This window comes from Cyanobium sp. Maggiore-St4-Cus (genome assembly GCF_024345615.1).
GTDB classification, from domain to species: Bacteria; Cyanobacteriota; Cyanobacteriia; order PCC-6307; family Cyanobiaceae; genus Cyanobium_A; species Cyanobium_A usitatum.
In genome coordinates, this window is record NZ_JAGQBL010000005.1 from 158,006 (window position 1) to 172,129 (window position 14,124).

Sequence of the window (14,124 nt, forward strand, 5' to 3'; positions counted from 1 at the left end):
CCATGAAGCGTCGTCTTGCCTCCAGCCTGGCTGCCCTGCTCTCTGCTGCGGCAGCACTCAGCGCCTGCCAGGGCTCCGAGGATCAGGGTCCAGTCAATCTGAGCAAGGGCGTTCCCGTTGGGGCCGTATTGGCACTCACCGGCAACGCCAACGTCTACGGCCAAGACCAGAAAATCGGCATCGAACTCTCCCTGGCAGCCCTCAATGGCGCCGGCGGCGTTAACGGCAAACCGCTATCCCTAAGCATCGAAGACGGGGGCAGCGCGGAGCCCAGTGCCAACGCTGCCGTCTCCTTGCAGATCAACCGGGGCATACTTGCCCTGATCGGCCCCACCCTCTCCCAGCAATCATTTTCTGCCGGTCCGATCGCCCAGCGCCGGGGCGTGCCCTTGGTGGCTCCTTCTAATACCGCTACCGGCATTCCGGAGATCGGCTATTTCATTAGCCGGGTATCAGCCCAAAGCTCGGTGATTGCGCCGCTCTCGATTGCCAAGGCCCTGCAACTCAACCCGGGCATCCGCCGGGCAGCGGTTTTTTACGCCCAAGACGACGCATACAGCACCGCAGAAACGGTGATCTTCCAGCAGGCCCTCACAGCTAAGGGACTCAAGCCAGTCACGGTGCAACGCACCCAGCTCAACGACCAAGACTTCCAGAGCCAGATCACCGCCGCCCTAAATCAGAAGCCTGATCTGGTGGTGCTGTCGCTGCAGGCGATGGATGGCGGCAACCTCATACGCCAGCTGCGGGAACTCGGCTACCGCGGCGCGATCGTGGTGGGCAATGGTATGAACACGCCAAACATCTACCCGATCTGCCAGAAATATTGCGACGGCATCTTGATCGCCCAGGCCTACAGCCCGGAGCTGCAGACGCCAGCAAACCAACGCTTTACCGCAGCCTTCGCTGCCGCCCAGGCCCGCAATCCCAAGGTCAGCCCGATCCCACCCCAGCTCACCGCCCAGGCGTACACAGCCATGCAGGTGATCGGCGAAGCGCTCGCCCGCCTCGATCGCAGGCAACCGCTCAAGGGCCTCCCGCTAGCCCAGGCCCGCAAGGCCCTGATGGCTGAAATCCTTGGCGGCACCTACCAAACCCCCCTCGGTGAAATCCGCTTCACGCCCGAGGGCGAGGTGATTCAGAAAAACTTCTTTGTCGCCCAGGTGCGCATGAATGCTGGGGGCAAAAGCGGACGCTTTAGCCTGCTGCCGTAGGGAAGTGGCATGGAAGGCCTGCTGCAACTGCTGTTCAACGGGCTTTCGGTAGGAGCTGTATACGCCCTGTTTGCCCTTGGCTACACCTTGGTGTTTTCAGTACTGGGGGTTATCAACTTCGCCCACGGGGCGATCTTCACCATGGGGGCCTACTTCACCTATCTGCTGATTGGGGGCGCGGTGGGTGCTAATGGTTTATTGGCCGGCCTGCAGTTCCCCTTTGCCCTGCCCTTCTGGCTGGCTCTGCCACTGGCGGGCATAGCCGCAGCCGCCGTGGCCCTAGTGGTGGAGCGCATCGCCTTCCGCCCCCTGCGCGATCGAGGCTCGGATCCCCTGCTGGCCCTGATCACCAGCCTTGGGGCCGGTGTGATTTTGGTGAACCTGATCCAGCTGCTGGTGGGAGCCGAGAGCTATTCGATTCCTGTGGGCACCCTTGGCTCCCTGCCGGCGGCGCTGAGCATCGCCGGCGCCAAGGTGCGCACCGTGCAGGTGATGCTGCTGGCCATCTCCGGCCTGCTGCTGGCAGCCCTTTCGATCTGGATAAACGGCAGCCGCAGCGGCAAGGCGCTGCAAGCCGTTTCCGAAGACCCGGTCACCGCCCAGCTGCTCGGCATCAACAGCGCTCGCGTGATCCAGATCGCCTTTGGCATCAGCGGCTTCCTGGCCGGCATGGCCGGCGGCCTGGTGGGGTTGAGCATCAGCATCGCCGGGCCTTACTTCGGCATTGGCTACGGGCTTAAGGGGCTGGGAGTACTGGTGCTGGGCGGGCTCGGCAGCGTGCCTGGGGCCGTGCTTGGTGGCTTGATCATCGGCCTGGCCGAGGCCTGCGTGCCCGCCGATCTATCGGGCTACAAAGATGCGGTCTCCTTTGGCTTCCTGTTCCTAGTGCTGTTGATCAGGCCCCAGGGTCTGCTGGGCCGCCCCCAGTCCAACAAGGTGTGATCAGCATGGACGCCGGCCTGCTCGAACAAATGCTGCTGGGGGCCCTACTGGGCCTGTCGGTGTACCTGCCCCTGCGCTGCGGCCAGCTCTCCCTCGCCACTCCGGGCTTCTTCGCCATCGGCGGCACGGTGGCAGCCCTGCTGTCAACGCGGGTCCCCGCCCTAGCCGGCAGCGGCAGCACCTACCCAATCACTTCAGTTTTGCTGGAGATGGCTCTAGCGGCCATGCTCACAGGCGTGCTGGCCCTGGGCCTGGGCAGGGTGGTGCTGCGGCTGCGGGGCATCTACCTAGCGATCGCCACGATCGCCTTGGTTGAGATCCTGCGGGTTGTCACCCTCAACCTGGAATTCACTGGCGGAGCCCTGGGCATCTTCGGCATCCCCCAGCCCTTCAATAGCGCCGCTGGCTACGCCGCCTTCACCCTGGTGCTGCTGGCCCTGATCTGCTGGCTATGCGACCGGCTCGAAAAGACCCGGCCCGGCCGGGCCATGGCCGCCATCCGCGACGACGAACTGGCCGCCGCCAGCCAGGGCATCAACACCGCCGACACCAAACTGCTCGCTTTTGTACTGAGTGCCCTGGTGGCTGGAATCACCGGCGTGGTTGCGGCCCACTTCCTCAACTCCTGGAACGCCAGGCTGGGCAACTTCGACGCCAGCATCACCACCCTGGCCTTTGTGGTATTCGGCGGCTCGCGCACCTGGCTGGGGCCGGTGTTTGGCGGCCTGCTGCTCACCGCCCTACCAGAACTGCTGCGCCCGGTCGGCGACCTGCGCCTAATCGTGTTTGGCGCCGTGATCCTGGTGGGTCCCCTGTTCTTTCCCCAGGGAGTGATCACCCCGGAGCTGTTCAAGTCGTTCAAGCCGCGAATACGAGGCATCCCCACGGCAGCAGCGCAGGGGGTAAAGCAATGACCCTGCTCCAGCTTGAGGATGTGGGGGTGCGCTTTGGTGGCCTGCGGGCCTTGCAGGCTGTCGATCTTGAGGTGAAGCAGGGCGAGATTTTTGGCCTGCTCGGCCCCAACGGTGCCGGCAAGACCACCCTTTTCAACGTGATTTCTGGCCTCACCGCCCCCAGCAGCGGCACCGTGCGCTGGCGGGGGGCAAGCCTTGCTGGCCTCAGCAGCCACCGCATTGCCCGCCTCGGCATCGCTCGCACCTTCCAGAATCTGCGGCTATTCAGCAGCATGAGCTGCCTTGAAAATGTGCTCGTGGGAATGCATCAGCACGCCCGTCAGCAGCCCCTCGCAGCCCTGCTGCAAACCCAGTCCTTTCGCCGCCGCGAATCCCAGCTGCAGCAACAGGCTCTAGCGCTGCTTGACCTATTTCAACTGGAAGCCACTGCCCACCAAGATGCCGCCAGCCTCTCCTATGGAGACCGGCGCCGGCTGGAGATGGCCCGGGCCCTGGCCAGCCGTCCCCAGCTACTGCTGCTCGATGAGCCGGCCGCTGGCATGAACCCCTCAGAGAAAGATGAGCTGCGGGAGCTGATTCGGCGCATCCGTGACCAGTTCAAGCTGACGGTGCTGATCATTGAGCACCATGTGCCCTTGATGTTGGGCCTGTGCGACCGGCTGGCGGTGCTCAACTTCGGCCAACGCATCGCCCTGGGCAGCCCCGACCAGGTGCGGCGCGACCCGGCGGTGATCGAGGCCTATCTGGGCGGTGGCACATGAACGGCCCCCAAGCGCCCCTGCTCGAGCTTCGCAACCTGGTGGTGCGCTACGGCAGCATCACGGCCCTGCATGGCATCAATCTGACGGTGCAAGCTGGCGAGTTGGTGACCCTGCTGGGTGCCAATGGCGCCGGTAAAAGCACCACCCTGCGGGCCATCTCCGGCCTGATTCACCCCGCCAGCGGCGAGATCCTCTGGCATGGCGGCTTGATCAATCGCCTGCGCACCGAGCGCACCGTGAAGTTGGGCATCAGCCACTGCCCGGAGGGCCGGCGCGTGCTCAGCCGCCAGTCGGTAGCCGACAACCTGGCCCTGGGCGCCTGGTTGCGCCGGGACAAAGCCGCTATTACCACAGATCTAGAGCGCTGCTACGCCCTATTTCCCCGCCTGGCCGAGCGCCGCAGCCAGCTGGCCGGCTCCCTCTCCGGAGGAGAGCAGCAGATGCTGGCCATCAGCCGATCCCTGATGGCCAGGCCCACCCTGTTGATGCTGGATGAGCCGAGTCTGGGATTAGCGCCCCGGCTCGTAGCCGAGGTGATGGCCGCTCTGTCCCAGCTGCACCGAGACGGGCTCACCATTCTGCTTGTAGAGCAAAACGCCCAGGCCGCCCTGACCATTGCCGATCGGGGCCTAGTGCTGGAGGCGGGCAACATCAGCGCCGGCGGCAGCGCAGAACAACTCCTGGCCGACAACAGCCTCCAGGCTTCCTATCTGGGAGCGAACTGAGCAGCTGCAGCTCAATCGTTCTCGGTAGCTCCAAAGCAATGCATTAGGGCATCGCCCCAGCTGTTGATTGCCGCTAGCTCATGGTCCTTGGCGCTGCTCAACGCCTTGGCGTGCTCGCGCAGCAGCACTGTCTTATCGATGGCATGTCCATGCTCAGCTGCAATGGCCACGATGTCGTCTACCCCGGCAGCGGCATGCAGCTTGTCGCGGAGGGCGGCATCACCAGCAACGCGGGCCACAAAGGCCTGGATAGACGCAACAGACATGACTGACTCAGTAACCAGAGCTACTACTAGCAGGCCAAACCATGGCGGGCTCGATACGTTGAGGCGAGTGTCAAGGCAGCAATGGCCCGCGAACGCTTCTTCCTTGAGCTCGATCCACCAGATAGCAGTCTCAAAAGCCTGCCCCACGTGGTGGTGGTTGGCGGGGGCTTCGCCGGACTTAAGGCCTGCCATGCCCTGATTGGCAAGCCGGTGCGCGTCACCCTGATCGATAAACGCAACTTCAGCCTGTTCCAACCCCTGCTCTATCAGGTAGCGACAGGGCTGGTTGCGGAGGGGGATGTGGCCTCACCCCTGCGTCAGCTGGTGGGCCAGGCAGCCAACGTGCAGGTCTTATTGGGTGAAGTGGAAGAGATCGACACCCAGGCGAAGCAGATCGTGTTCAACGACCGGCAGCTGGCCTACGACCACCTGATCCTGGCGGCCGGCTCCGGTAGCAGTTACTTCGGCCACGACGAATGGCGCGAAGCCGCACCACCGATGAAGATTCTCGAGCACGCCGATGAGATCCGCCGGCGGGTTCTGCTGGCCCTTGAGGAGGCCGAACAGACCCCCGATCCGGTGCGGCGGGCCTTTCTGCAATCGGTCGTCGTCGTGGGTGGCGGACCTTCGGGTTGCGAACTCTCCGGCTCCCTGATGGAGCTGATGGCCCATGCCCTCGGCCGCGACTTCAAGCAGCTCGATCCCCGCCAGTGCAAGGTGACCCTGGTGGACCCGGGCGACCGGGTGCTGCGGGCGATGGATCCGAGCCTCTCGGCCGCCGCCGGCAGCTATCTGCAGTCTGCAGGGGTAGAGCTACTGCTAGGTGGACGGGTTCAGACAATTGAGGCGGAGAAAGTGGTTGTTAACACCAGCGAAGGTGCCCGCACCCTGGAAGCCGCCACCATCTGCTGGACCGCCGGCGTGAAGGCCTCCCACCTGGGCCAGGTGCTGGCCGATGCCAGCGGTTGCACCGTCGACCGGGGCGGAAGGGTGGTGGTGGAGCCCGACTTCTCGATTCCAGGCCATCCAGAGATCCGCGTCATCGGCGACCTCTGCTCCTACAGCCACACAAGCGATGGCAAACCCCTGGCGGGCATGGCCGGGCCCGCAGTGCAAATGGGCGGCTGGGTGGCGGCCGACATAGTGGCCAAAATTCAAGGCCGAGCCCACAAAGCCTTCCAGTTCACCGATTTCGGCACCATGGCTGTACTTGGTCCGCTGCACGCCGTCGCCGACCTCCGCGGCCTCAAGGTGAGTGGCCTGCCGGGCTGGATCCTCTGGGGCCTGGCCCACTTGATGTTCATGCCCGCCAATGAAAATCGGCTGACCCTGCTCACCAAGTGGTTGTGGGCGATTGCCACCCGTCAGCGGGCCTCGATGCTGATCACCGGTCGTCCGAATCAGCACCTGAATGTGGAGGTGGGCCTGGAGAGGCCGCTGAACGCTCCTTGACCTGCTGCTCAGCCTGCAGGGTGTAACGACTGATCAGCAAGCCCATCACGATGGCTAGATAGAGCGGCCCAGAGATGCTCAAGGCCACACTGGCCATCTGGGAAGGTGGCAGGGCGGGGATTATGTCGCCGTAGCCCACGGTAGTGAGACTGACGAAGGCGAAGTAGTGGATACGGGTGAAATCAAGGTCCCAGATCCGCAGTGCCACTGAATCAGATCCCATGCCAGCCAGCAGCAGTTCCCGACCTCCATCGGCCTGGTTGATGAAGCTGCCCGGAGCCAGGGTCTCCAGGGCTCCGAACAGCAAACCACCGCTGATTCCCAGCAGTAGATAGCCAGCCACCGCTCCGCCGAGCACGGCCATGCGGATCTGGGTTTCCTGAGCCAGGCAGATTAGGAGTCGCTTCAGGCTCCAGAAAATAAAGGCCGTTGTGGCCAGGAGAACGGCAAACCCCATAAAGGCGAAATCGCGGGGACTGCACATCCAGAGGACCTGGAACAGCAGGGTCAGCACGCCAAGCCGGCGATAGGCGCTATCAGGCCAGCGGTGGTGGGTCTGATGGGCACGGATCGGTCCGCCGAGCTCAACTGACAGCAGAACCATCAAAGCGACCGTACCGAGGGCCCCGATTCGATGAATTGGGAACGGCACCCCCATGGAGGCGACCACAGCAGTAGAAACCAAAAAGAGGTGCCTATAAAAGCGGTGTCGATAAAAAAGGAGATGTCGATTGATCATGTGCGCCAACGAAAACGGCCAAGAATCAAGGCGATCAGAATGGCCACATAGAGCTGCCCCACCACGGTGATCACCGTGGTCACCACCTGGCCGCCCACATGGCTGGTTTTGAGCACCGTGGTGCCGATGGTGGTGAGCATGGTGAAGGAGGCAGCCATCAGCGCAGGCGCCACCGACACATTGGGCAGCGCCGCCGTGGATCCCACCGCAGGCAGGGAAGCCAGGTCGAAGGCGGCGGGGTCGAGCACCCAGAGGGCGGTGAGCAGCAACCCACCTGCCATACCAACCAGCAGGTAGCCCGAAGCGGCACCCATCACCACCGACACGGTGACAAAGGGCTCGCGGGTGAGGGTCTTCACCTTGCGGAGCACCGCAAGCGACAGAAAGACCAGCCAGACGATCACGTGGGGGATGGTTAGCGCCCGCCCCACCACTGGCCAGAGGTTAAGTGACAGGTGCCAGACCAATTCAAGGGCGATCGCCAGCCCGCCCAGGCCATAAATCAGCGGGCGGGTTTTGCGGAGGGGCGAATAGCGGCTGACGAACACCATCAACACCAACGCCAGCAGAATCAATAGAAACGCCAACAGCCAGATCTGGTCCTGGGCCACCGGCAGCAGCAGCAACAGGGCGACTTCAGTAGCCAATGTCAGCCAATATCCCCGGTGGCGCCCGCGCAAGCGAGTGATCTCGGCAGGAGTGAGGCGCATGGCGGCCCTCGCAGCCCCGAAATTCCTAGAGCCCGGGGCTGCTCTGCATGATGCCCCCGTCAGCAAAAATAGTTGTGGCCGTGATGTAGCTAGCGGCGTCGCTGGCCAGGAAGCCCACCACCCTGGCAATCTCCTCGGGCTGGGCCATGCGGCCTAGGGGAATGGCGGCGTTGAGTTTGGCCAGCAACTCCGGGTTGTTCATGGTGGAGTCGTTGATCGGTGTGGCCACAGCGCCTGGGCCCACATTCACCATCGTGATGCCATGGGAGGCAAGCTCCAGTCCGGCGGTGCGGGTGAGCATGCGCACCCCTCCCTTGGCGCAGCAGTAGGGAGTGTTCTCAGGCATTGGCCAGTCTTCGTGCACCGAGGAGATGTTGATGATCCGGCCACCGCCACCCTGGGCGATCATCTGCTTGGCGGCGTACTGACAGGCGAAGAACACGCCCCGCAGATTTACATCCAGCACCTTGTCGAAATCGTCGGGTGTGGTGTTGAGGATCGAGGTGCGGGTCTCAACGCCAGCGTTGTTGACCATCACATCGAGGCGGCCATACTTATCCACAGCCGCCTGCACCAGCCGCTGCAAATCATCGAGCTTCGACACATCGGCCTGCACGCCAAAGCTGCTGCCCCCAAAGCCACCGATCTCCCGCTCCAGCTCCTCCGTGGCCTCGGGATGGGAGCGGTAGTCGATCACCACCTTGGCGCCCAATTCGGCCAAATTTTCCACAATGGCCTTGCCAATGCCGCTGTTGCCCCCAGTCACGATGGCGACCTTACCCTTAAGAAAATTGGAAAGGGTTTCGAGGGCGTAGGGATTGGTTGTGGTCATGGCGCAAGGAGCACAGTGGAAGAAGGAATCAAGCCGAAGTTAGACACAGCCGATGGAAGCTGCAGTCAGCTGCAACACCCCTGCACAGTGGAGCCGGACGCGGAGCAGCCAATCAAGACGGCCGTCACGTTCTTCTTGTCAACCCTAGTTGAACAAGATTGATCTGCTTACCTAGAATCCAACAGCCCTGCAGGTGTGGCCCATCCAAAGTGAGCTCGCGTCCCTGAATCCCGACCCGTCATCAGCCCATGGACGCCCCCTCCAGCCAGGCGCCCCCACCCAAGGAGTACTGGCATCTCTGGACCGGCGAAGACGGCATTAGCCGTCAGAGCCTCTGCCGGTTTAGGGAGCTTGTGTCATCTCCCCTCAATCCTGAGGTGGCCCCCCAGTGGAGTGCTCCGCTGATGGAAGACGGCAACAGCTTTCTCACCCTGCTACCGGTGGGCTGGCTGGGCCAATGGCACGAGAATCAGGTGCCCAAGTGGATCTTTGTTCTCAGCGGCACCTGGTTTGTCGAAAGCATGGATGGTGAGAGGCATATCTTCGGTCCCGGAGACTTCAGCTTTGGCGGGGATCAGCGCTGTCGAAAGCTCGGCGATGGCCGTTGGGGACATCTGTCCGGCCAGGTTGGAGACGTGCCCTGTCTGCAACTCATCATTCAACGCAACGACGACGCCTGGATGCAAGCTCCGCCTGGCTTTTTCTCCTGAATCGCAATGGCGCCTCTCCCCTCCTGGATCGAGAGTCACGACCCGCGGTTCGACCAGCTGGTGCTGTTCAACGCCGAGCTGGAGTTGTTGGCCGACGGCTTCCGCTGGCTGGAAGGTCCGGTGTGGTTTGGCGACCACAACTGCCTGCTGTTCAACGACATCCCCAACAACCGCACGATGCGCTGGAGTCCCGAGCACGGGGTGAGCGTGTTTCGTGAACTCTCCGACTACGCCAATGGCCAAACCCGTGATCGCCAGGGTCGCCTGATCACCTGCCACCATGCCAGCCGCTGCCTCACGCGCCTAGAGCCCGATGGCACGGTCACCACCCTGGCCAACCAGGCCCATGGCAAGCGTCTAAACGCACCCAACGACGTAGTGGTCAAGAGCGATGGCTCGATCTGGTTCAGCGATCCCCTCTACGGGCTGCTCAACGACTACGAGGGTGGCCGCCAGCTGTCAGAACAGCCCCCCGCCGTATATCGGCTCGACCCTGACAGCGGCGAAGTGAGCACAATGGCCGCCGACTTTGACGGTCCCAACGGCCTAGCTTTTTCGCCAGATGAGCGCAAGCTCTACGTGGCTGAATCCGGGGCCCCGGGGGTGGCGGAGCCACACCAATACATTCGCGTTTTTGACGTGGCCGCTGACGGCCGCAGCCTCTCGGGTGGTGAGATTTTCCACAAGGTCACCCCAGGCTGGGCCGACGGTTTCCGCGTCGACGAGGCCGGCAATCTCTGGTGTGGTGCCGCCGATGGCGTGCACTGCATCGCTGCCGATGGCACCTTGCTGGGCAAGGTTTTAGTGCCGCACCGAGTTTCCAACCTCTGCTTCGGAGACCGGCACCACAGCCGCCTGTTTTTGTGCGCCTCAAAGGCCATCTACGCCCTGTTCACCAACACCCGGGGCGTCCAGTCGCCCTGACACCTGCTCCTGCCATGGCCCGCGAACAACTCGAAGCCTTCCTCCAAATCGTCAAAGCCGATCCCGCCCTACTGGAGCGATTCAGCAGCTGCCCCAACCTCAACGCCATCGCCGACCTGGCAGCCAACATGGGTTACGCCTTCAGCGGTGTGGATCTGGTGCGGCACCAAGCAGAGGCCACCTTGAAGCTGTCTGAGTCAGACCTGGAGGCCGCCGCCGCCGGGGTCGAACTGCAGGGACACCTCTGGCTGGCCAAAATCGTCTGGGATTGAATCAGCCGAGCTCATGCGCCAACAACCCCTACTCGAGCTCGCCGACTGCCGCGTAATCGTGGCGGCCAGTCACCAGGCAGCGGATCAGCTGCAGGCATGCGTTTCGATCGCCGTTGTCGACAGCGGCGGCCATCTGCTTTTGCTGGAGCGCCGTGACGGGGCCAGCCCAGCCAGCAGCGAAGCTGCCGTGGCGAAAGCCCGCATGGCCGCTCTCAACGCCAAACCCACAGCAGCGCTCGAGGCCAACATCAACGGCACTCGACCAGCCCTGCTGCAACTTGCCGGCCTACTGGGCCAACCGGCAGCGGCCATGGCCGGTGGGCTGCCCCTGCTGCACAACGGCAACTGTCTCGGCGCAGTTGGCGTTTCCGGCATGACACCCGACATTGACTGTGCCATTGCCGACGCTGGAGTCGCCGCCCTGCCTTGAACGTCACGCCTCCATCCAGCCCCAACATCAGCAGCGTTGGCTTCACCACCGCCAACGCGGAGGCTGCGGCCCATTTTTATGAAGACGCCCTGGGATTTCGTCACAGCGAAACCCTGCTGGTGGAAGCCGGCCCCTACGCCCAATTGGTGGGCCTGCCCGGCTCCCGGCTGAAGCTGGTGCGGCTGCACCTGGGCGACGAAAGCCTGGAGCTCACCGAGGTGCTGAGCCTGGGCGAGGGCCTGCGGCCTGGGCGTCCGATCCCGGCCGATTCCCGCAGCTGCGACCTCTGGTTTCAACACATCTGCATCGTGGTGAACGATCTGGACGCCGCCAGCGCTCCGGCGCGCCAAGCGATTGCTAACGGCTCCCTTGTGGGGGTGTCCACCGCCCCCCAAACCCTGCCGGCATGGAACACCGCCGCCGCCGGCATCCAGGCCTTTAAGTTCCGCGATCCGGAGGGCCACAACCTGGAGCTGCTGCAGTTTCCCCCCGATAAGGGAGAGGCACGCTGGCATGCAGCCGCGTCAGCCAGCGCCCCCTTCCTGGGGATCGACCACAGCGCCATCTCTGTGGCCGATACCCCGCGCAGCTGCCGCTTTTACGACGGGCTGCTTGGGTTGAAGCTGGGCGGCGATGGGGTCAACAGCGGCCCCACCCAGGATGGGCTTGATGGCCTGACGGACACCCGGGTGCGCATCACCGGCCACCGCTGCCCTACGGGCGCCGGCGTGGAATGCCTCAACTACCAGCCCCCCAACAGCGGCCGGCCCAGGGCCCTCGATCAGGGCGCCCAAGACCTGGCCCACTGGCAAATCCGTCTGCAGGTTGCCGATCTGGATCGCATCGCCGCAACGGCGCAGGCCTGCGGCGGCCAGGTGCTCCATGGCGGCGTGATCGAGCTGGGCGAGCAGGCCTCCCTGGTGGGCAGCGAGCGGGCCCTGCAACTGGCAGACCCCGATGGCCACCAACTGCAACTGGTGCAGGATTAAACAGATCCGGGTACCTTGAGCGCATCTGATACAGCCCAGACCAGATGGACATCACCGTGGTGGAGCTGTTGGTGCCAGCGGCCCCCTCCACCCTGGCCCAGGCATCCCTGCTGGTGATGCGGGTGTTCCTGGGGATCTGTTTCATCCGCCACGGCTGGCCCAAGCTGCGCAACCTCAAGACCTGGGCAACGGCGATGCAAACGCCCCAGTGGCTCTGCTTTCTCTCCGCCTTCTCAATGTGGGGTGCCGGTATCGCCCTGATCCCGGGGCTGCTCACCCCCCTGGCGGCCATGGCGATCCTGGTGTCGATGGCCTACGCGGTGGTTGTGGAGCTGAAGGCGGGCTTTCCCTTCATCGGCCCCGATCCCTACCAGATTCCGCCCGGTGATTACGCCGGCCCCATGGGCGTAGGGGACCCCCCCAGCTGGGAAAAGGCGGCCATGTATGTGGTGATGTGTGCGGTGCTGGCCAGCTGCGGCGGCGGCCTTTTCTCCTTCGACAACCTCTTGATCGCTGATCTGCTCAAAACGATGCTGGCTTGATCTCAGCGGCTGAGACGCTCCCGCAGATGGTCGCCCACCCGCAGGGCATTGGCGATAGCCGTGAGGGAAGGATTCACCGCGCCGATGGTCGGCATGAAACTGGTATCGACCACATAGAGGTTGTCGAGGTCGTGGGCCTTGCAGTTGATGTCCAGCACCGAGGTGGCCGGATCTTCGCCGAAGCGGCAGGTGCCGGCCTGGTGCGCCACGGCGGCAATACCCATGGCGTTCTTGACATAAATCTGGCGCTCCACCAAATGCTTCTTGAGATAGAGCTGGTCCAGCATCCCGGTGAGCCGGCCATAGAGCCGCTGGGCGGCGGTTGGGTTGTTAGACGTGTAGTCCAGATGAATCTGGCCCTCACCATCAATGGTCACCCGGTTGTTGGGGTCCGGCAGATCTTCCGATGAGATCCAGAAATCGACAGCGTGCTCAGCGATTTTGTCCATCGACCAACCGGGCATCAGGAAGGTTTCGAGCGGTGCATAGCCCTTCATGATCGTGCCGTTGGTCTTACCCGTCATCTGGATATTGCCCATCGGATAATCAAAATCGGCATCCCCCAGATACCAATCGTTGATCGAAAGCGTCTTCTGGAAAACAGTGGTGTTGGGCTCGTGGGCCAGGGCCACCATCGCCTTGCTGTTGTGGGCCATGTAGTTGCGGCCCACCTGGTCGGAGCTGTTGGCCAGCCCGCGGGGGTGCTTGTCGTTGGCTGACATCAACAGCAGCCGGGCCGTATTGGCGGCACCACAACTCACCACCACCACATCACCCCGCACGGTCATCGGTTGACCATCCCGTTCCAGCTGCACGGCCTGCACGCTGCGGCCCGAGGCATCGGTCTCCAGGCGGCGCACATGGGCCCGGGCCAGCAGTGAGACATTCGGCGCAGCCAGGGCCGGCCGCATGCCGAGCACGTCCGCATCGGATTTGGCGTGCACCAAACAAGGGAACCCATCGCAGCAATTGCATCTGCGGCAACGGCTGAAGGCCATGTTGGCCTCATCCAGCATCACCCCGGTAGGGGCATGGAAGGGATGCAATCCGGCCAAGCGCAGATCATCCACCAGCTTCTGGATGCGGGGCTCATGGGCCACCGGCGGATGGGGATAGGGGCCGCTGCAGGGGGGCTCGGTGGGATCTTCACCCCGCTGACCATGCACGTGGTACATCTCTTCAGCCCGCTGGTAATAGGGCTCGAAATCGCTGTAACGCAGCGGCCAGGCCGGTGAGATGCCGTCGAAGTGATGCAGCTGCTCAAAATCCTGCTGACGCAGGCGGAAGTGGGCCGCGCCATACATTTTCGTGGCCCCACCCACGAAGTAATGGCTGCCGGGCTGAAACGGCTTGCCGTGCTTGTCGTGCCACACATCCTTGGAGATGTAGCGCCCCTTCTGGAACACCTCGGCCGCATCCCAGTTCTGGGGTTCCTGGGGCAACCAGTCGCCGCGTTCAAGCACCAGGATCTTCAGGCCGCTGGGGGCCAGATGGCGCGCCAGAGTGCCCCCGCCCGCACCGCTACCGATAATCACCACATCGAAGTGGGCACCATCGACTACCTCCAACTGGCCGGCATTCGGCAACGGCGAAATTGCTAGGGAGGGACCGGGAAGCTCGCTGGAGTGGGAGGGGTGGGCCATGGCTGAGAATAAATAATTAGAGAACAATCAGGAGGCGAGCGACGCCGTGAAAGACAAAT

General features: G+C 63.3%; 17 protein-coding genes. 12 read left to right on the plus strand and 5 right to left on the minus strand.

Annotated elements, in window-relative coordinates:
- Nucleotides 1-2 precede the first annotated feature (2 nt).
- From KBY99_RS06520 to KBY99_RS06540, 5 genes are read left to right on the plus strand one after another with little or no spacing between them, the layout of a single operon-like run.
- Nucleotides 3-1,214, plus strand: coding sequence for an ABC transporter substrate-binding protein (locus KBY99_RS06520; protein ID WP_254998110.1), 1,212 nt, complete (start codon nt 3-5; stop codon nt 1,212-1,214).
- 9 nt (nt 1,215-1,223) lie between these two features.
- Nucleotides 1,224-2,156 (plus strand): branched-chain amino acid ABC transporter permease, encoded by a 933-nt coding sequence (locus tag KBY99_RS06525; protein WP_254998111.1) that lies wholly within the window; start codon nt 1,224-1,226, stop codon nt 2,154-2,156.
- A gap of 5 nt (nt 2,157-2,161) precedes the next feature.
- Nucleotides 2,162-3,070 carry a branched-chain amino acid ABC transporter permease gene (locus tag KBY99_RS06530; RefSeq protein WP_254998112.1) on the plus strand — a complete coding sequence of 303 codons (909 nt, stop codon included), beginning with the start codon at nt 2,162-2,164 and terminating at the stop codon, nt 3,068-3,070.
- Nucleotides 3,067-3,831, plus strand: coding sequence for an ABC transporter ATP-binding protein (locus tag KBY99_RS06535; protein ID WP_254998113.1), 765 nt, complete (start codon nt 3,067-3,069; stop codon nt 3,829-3,831). The genes KBY99_RS06530 and KBY99_RS06535 overlap by 4 nt, the downstream gene beginning before the upstream one ends.
- Entirely contained in the window at nt 3,828-4,556 is a 729-nt protein-coding gene (locus tag KBY99_RS06540; protein WP_254998115.1) for an ABC transporter ATP-binding protein, read from the plus strand. The genes KBY99_RS06535 and KBY99_RS06540 overlap by 4 nt, the downstream gene beginning before the upstream one ends.
- Before the next feature lie 11 nt (nt 4,557-4,567).
- Here the strand turns inward: KBY99_RS06540 and KBY99_RS06545 are convergent, their stop codons facing one another.
- On the minus strand, nt 4,568-4,822 hold the full coding sequence (locus tag KBY99_RS06545; RefSeq protein WP_254998116.1) for a Nif11-like leader peptide family natural product precursor: 255 nt from the start codon (nt 4,820-4,822) through the stop codon (nt 4,568-4,570).
- An 81-nt stretch (nt 4,823-4,903) separates the two neighbouring features.
- On the opposite strand from KBY99_RS06545, the gene KBY99_RS06550 reads away from it, so the two are divergent.
- Nucleotides 4,904-6,274, plus strand: coding sequence for an NAD(P)/FAD-dependent oxidoreductase (locus KBY99_RS06550; protein WP_254998117.1), 1,371 nt, complete (start codon nt 4,904-4,906; stop codon nt 6,272-6,274).
- Here KBY99_RS06550 and KBY99_RS06555 read toward each other — a convergent pair.
- From KBY99_RS06555 to KBY99_RS06565, 3 genes are all read right to left on the minus strand, one after another.
- Nucleotides 6,207-6,878, minus strand: a complete 672-nt coding sequence (locus tag KBY99_RS06555; protein ID WP_254998118.1) for a potassium channel family protein — start codon at nt 6,876-6,878, stop codon at nt 6,207-6,209. The two genes, KBY99_RS06550 and KBY99_RS06555, sit on opposite strands and share 68 nt — an antisense overlap.
- Before the next feature lie 131 nt (nt 6,879-7,009).
- On the minus strand, nt 7,010-7,723 hold the full coding sequence (locus KBY99_RS06560) for a hypothetical protein (RefSeq protein WP_254998119.1): 714 nt from the start codon (nt 7,721-7,723) through the stop codon (nt 7,010-7,012).
- A 25-nt stretch (nt 7,724-7,748) separates the two neighbouring features.
- Nucleotides 7,749-8,555 (minus strand): SDR family NAD(P)-dependent oxidoreductase, encoded by an 807-nt coding sequence (locus KBY99_RS06565; protein ID WP_254998121.1) that lies wholly within the window; start codon nt 8,553-8,555, stop codon nt 7,749-7,751.
- 248 nt (nt 8,556-8,803) lie between these two features.
- Between KBY99_RS06565 and KBY99_RS06570 the strand changes: the two genes are divergently transcribed.
- Genes KBY99_RS06570 through KBY99_RS06595 form a run of 6 tightly spaced genes read left to right on the plus strand, consistent with a single transcriptional unit; the run spans nt 8,804 to nt 12,422 of the window.
- Complete coding sequence (locus KBY99_RS06570; protein WP_254998122.1) at nt 8,804-9,265, plus strand: cupin domain-containing protein; 462 nt, start codon at nt 8,804-8,806, stop codon at nt 9,263-9,265.
- A 6-nt stretch (nt 9,266-9,271) separates the two neighbouring features.
- Entirely contained in the window at nt 9,272-10,189 is a 918-nt protein-coding gene (locus KBY99_RS06575) for an SMP-30/gluconolactonase/LRE family protein (protein ID WP_254998124.1), read from the plus strand.
- Between the two features lie 14 nt (nt 10,190-10,203).
- Nucleotides 10,204-10,461, plus strand: a complete 258-nt coding sequence (locus tag KBY99_RS06580; protein WP_254998125.1) for a Nif11-like leader peptide family natural product precursor — start codon at nt 10,204-10,206, stop codon at nt 10,459-10,461.
- 13 nt (nt 10,462-10,474) lie between these two features.
- Nucleotides 10,475-10,891 carry a GlcG/HbpS family heme-binding protein gene (locus tag KBY99_RS06585; protein ID WP_254998126.1) on the plus strand — a complete coding sequence of 139 codons (417 nt, stop codon included), beginning with the start codon at nt 10,475-10,477 and terminating at the stop codon, nt 10,889-10,891.
- Entirely contained in the window at nt 10,888-11,880 is a 993-nt protein-coding gene (locus KBY99_RS06590; protein ID WP_254998127.1) for a VOC family protein, read from the plus strand. The genes KBY99_RS06585 and KBY99_RS06590 overlap by 4 nt, the downstream gene beginning before the upstream one ends.
- Nucleotides 11,881-11,924: 44 nt before the next feature.
- Nucleotides 11,925-12,422: a DoxX family protein gene (locus KBY99_RS06595; RefSeq protein ID WP_254998129.1), complete on the plus strand. Its 498-nt coding sequence runs from the start codon at nt 11,925-11,927 to the stop codon at nt 12,420-12,422.
- 2 nt (nt 12,423-12,424) lie between these two features.
- Here the strand turns inward: KBY99_RS06595 and KBY99_RS06600 are convergent, their stop codons facing one another.
- Nucleotides 12,425-14,065 (minus strand): GMC family oxidoreductase, encoded by a 1,641-nt coding sequence (locus KBY99_RS06600; RefSeq protein ID WP_254998131.1) that lies wholly within the window; start codon nt 14,063-14,065, stop codon nt 12,425-12,427.
- Nucleotides 14,066-14,124 lie beyond the last annotated feature (59 nt).

Bases quoted from the DNA above. Each gene is read 5' to 3' on its own strand.
- KBY99_RS06520 (WP_254998110.1), top strand. From the start codon at position 3: ATGAAGCGTCGTCTTGCCTCCAGCCTGGCTGCCCTGCTCTCTGCTGCG.
- KBY99_RS06525 (WP_254998111.1), top strand. From the start codon at position 1,224: ATGGAAGGCCTGCTGCAACTGCTGTTCAACGGGCTTTCGGTAGGAGCT.
- KBY99_RS06530 (WP_254998112.1), top strand. From the start codon at position 2,162: ATGGACGCCGGCCTGCTCGAACAAATGCTGCTGGGGGCCCTACTGGGC.
- KBY99_RS06535 (WP_254998113.1), top strand. From the start codon at position 3,067: ATGACCCTGCTCCAGCTTGAGGATGTGGGGGTGCGCTTTGGTGGCCTG.
- KBY99_RS06540 (WP_254998115.1), top strand. From the start codon at position 3,828: ATGAACGGCCCCCAAGCGCCCCTGCTCGAGCTTCGCAACCTGGTGGTG.
- KBY99_RS06545 (WP_254998116.1), bottom strand. From the start codon at position 4,822: ATGTCTGTTGCGTCTATCCAGGCCTTTGTGGCCCGCGTTGCTGGTGAT.
- KBY99_RS06550 (WP_254998117.1), top strand. From the start codon at position 4,904: ATGGCCCGCGAACGCTTCTTCCTTGAGCTCGATCCACCAGATAGCAGT.
- KBY99_RS06555 (WP_254998118.1), bottom strand. From the start codon at position 6,878: ATGGTTCTGCTGTCAGTTGAGCTCGGCGGACCGATCCGTGCCCATCAG.
- KBY99_RS06560 (WP_254998119.1), bottom strand. From the start codon at position 7,723: ATGCGCCTCACTCCTGCCGAGATCACTCGCTTGCGCGGGCGCCACCGG.
- KBY99_RS06565 (WP_254998121.1), bottom strand. From the start codon at position 8,555: ATGACCACAACCAATCCCTACGCCCTCGAAACCCTTTCCAATTTTCTT.
- KBY99_RS06570 (WP_254998122.1), top strand. From the start codon at position 8,804: ATGGACGCCCCCTCCAGCCAGGCGCCCCCACCCAAGGAGTACTGGCAT.
- KBY99_RS06575 (WP_254998124.1), top strand. From the start codon at position 9,272: ATGGCGCCTCTCCCCTCCTGGATCGAGAGTCACGACCCGCGGTTCGAC.
- KBY99_RS06580 (WP_254998125.1), top strand. From the start codon at position 10,204: ATGGCCCGCGAACAACTCGAAGCCTTCCTCCAAATCGTCAAAGCCGAT.
- KBY99_RS06585 (WP_254998126.1), top strand. From the start codon at position 10,475: ATGCGCCAACAACCCCTACTCGAGCTCGCCGACTGCCGCGTAATCGTG.
- KBY99_RS06595 (WP_254998129.1), top strand. From the start codon at position 11,925: ATGGACATCACCGTGGTGGAGCTGTTGGTGCCAGCGGCCCCCTCCACC.
- KBY99_RS06600 (WP_254998131.1), bottom strand. From the start codon at position 14,065: ATGGCCCACCCCTCCCACTCCAGCGAGCTTCCCGGTCCCTCCCTAGCA.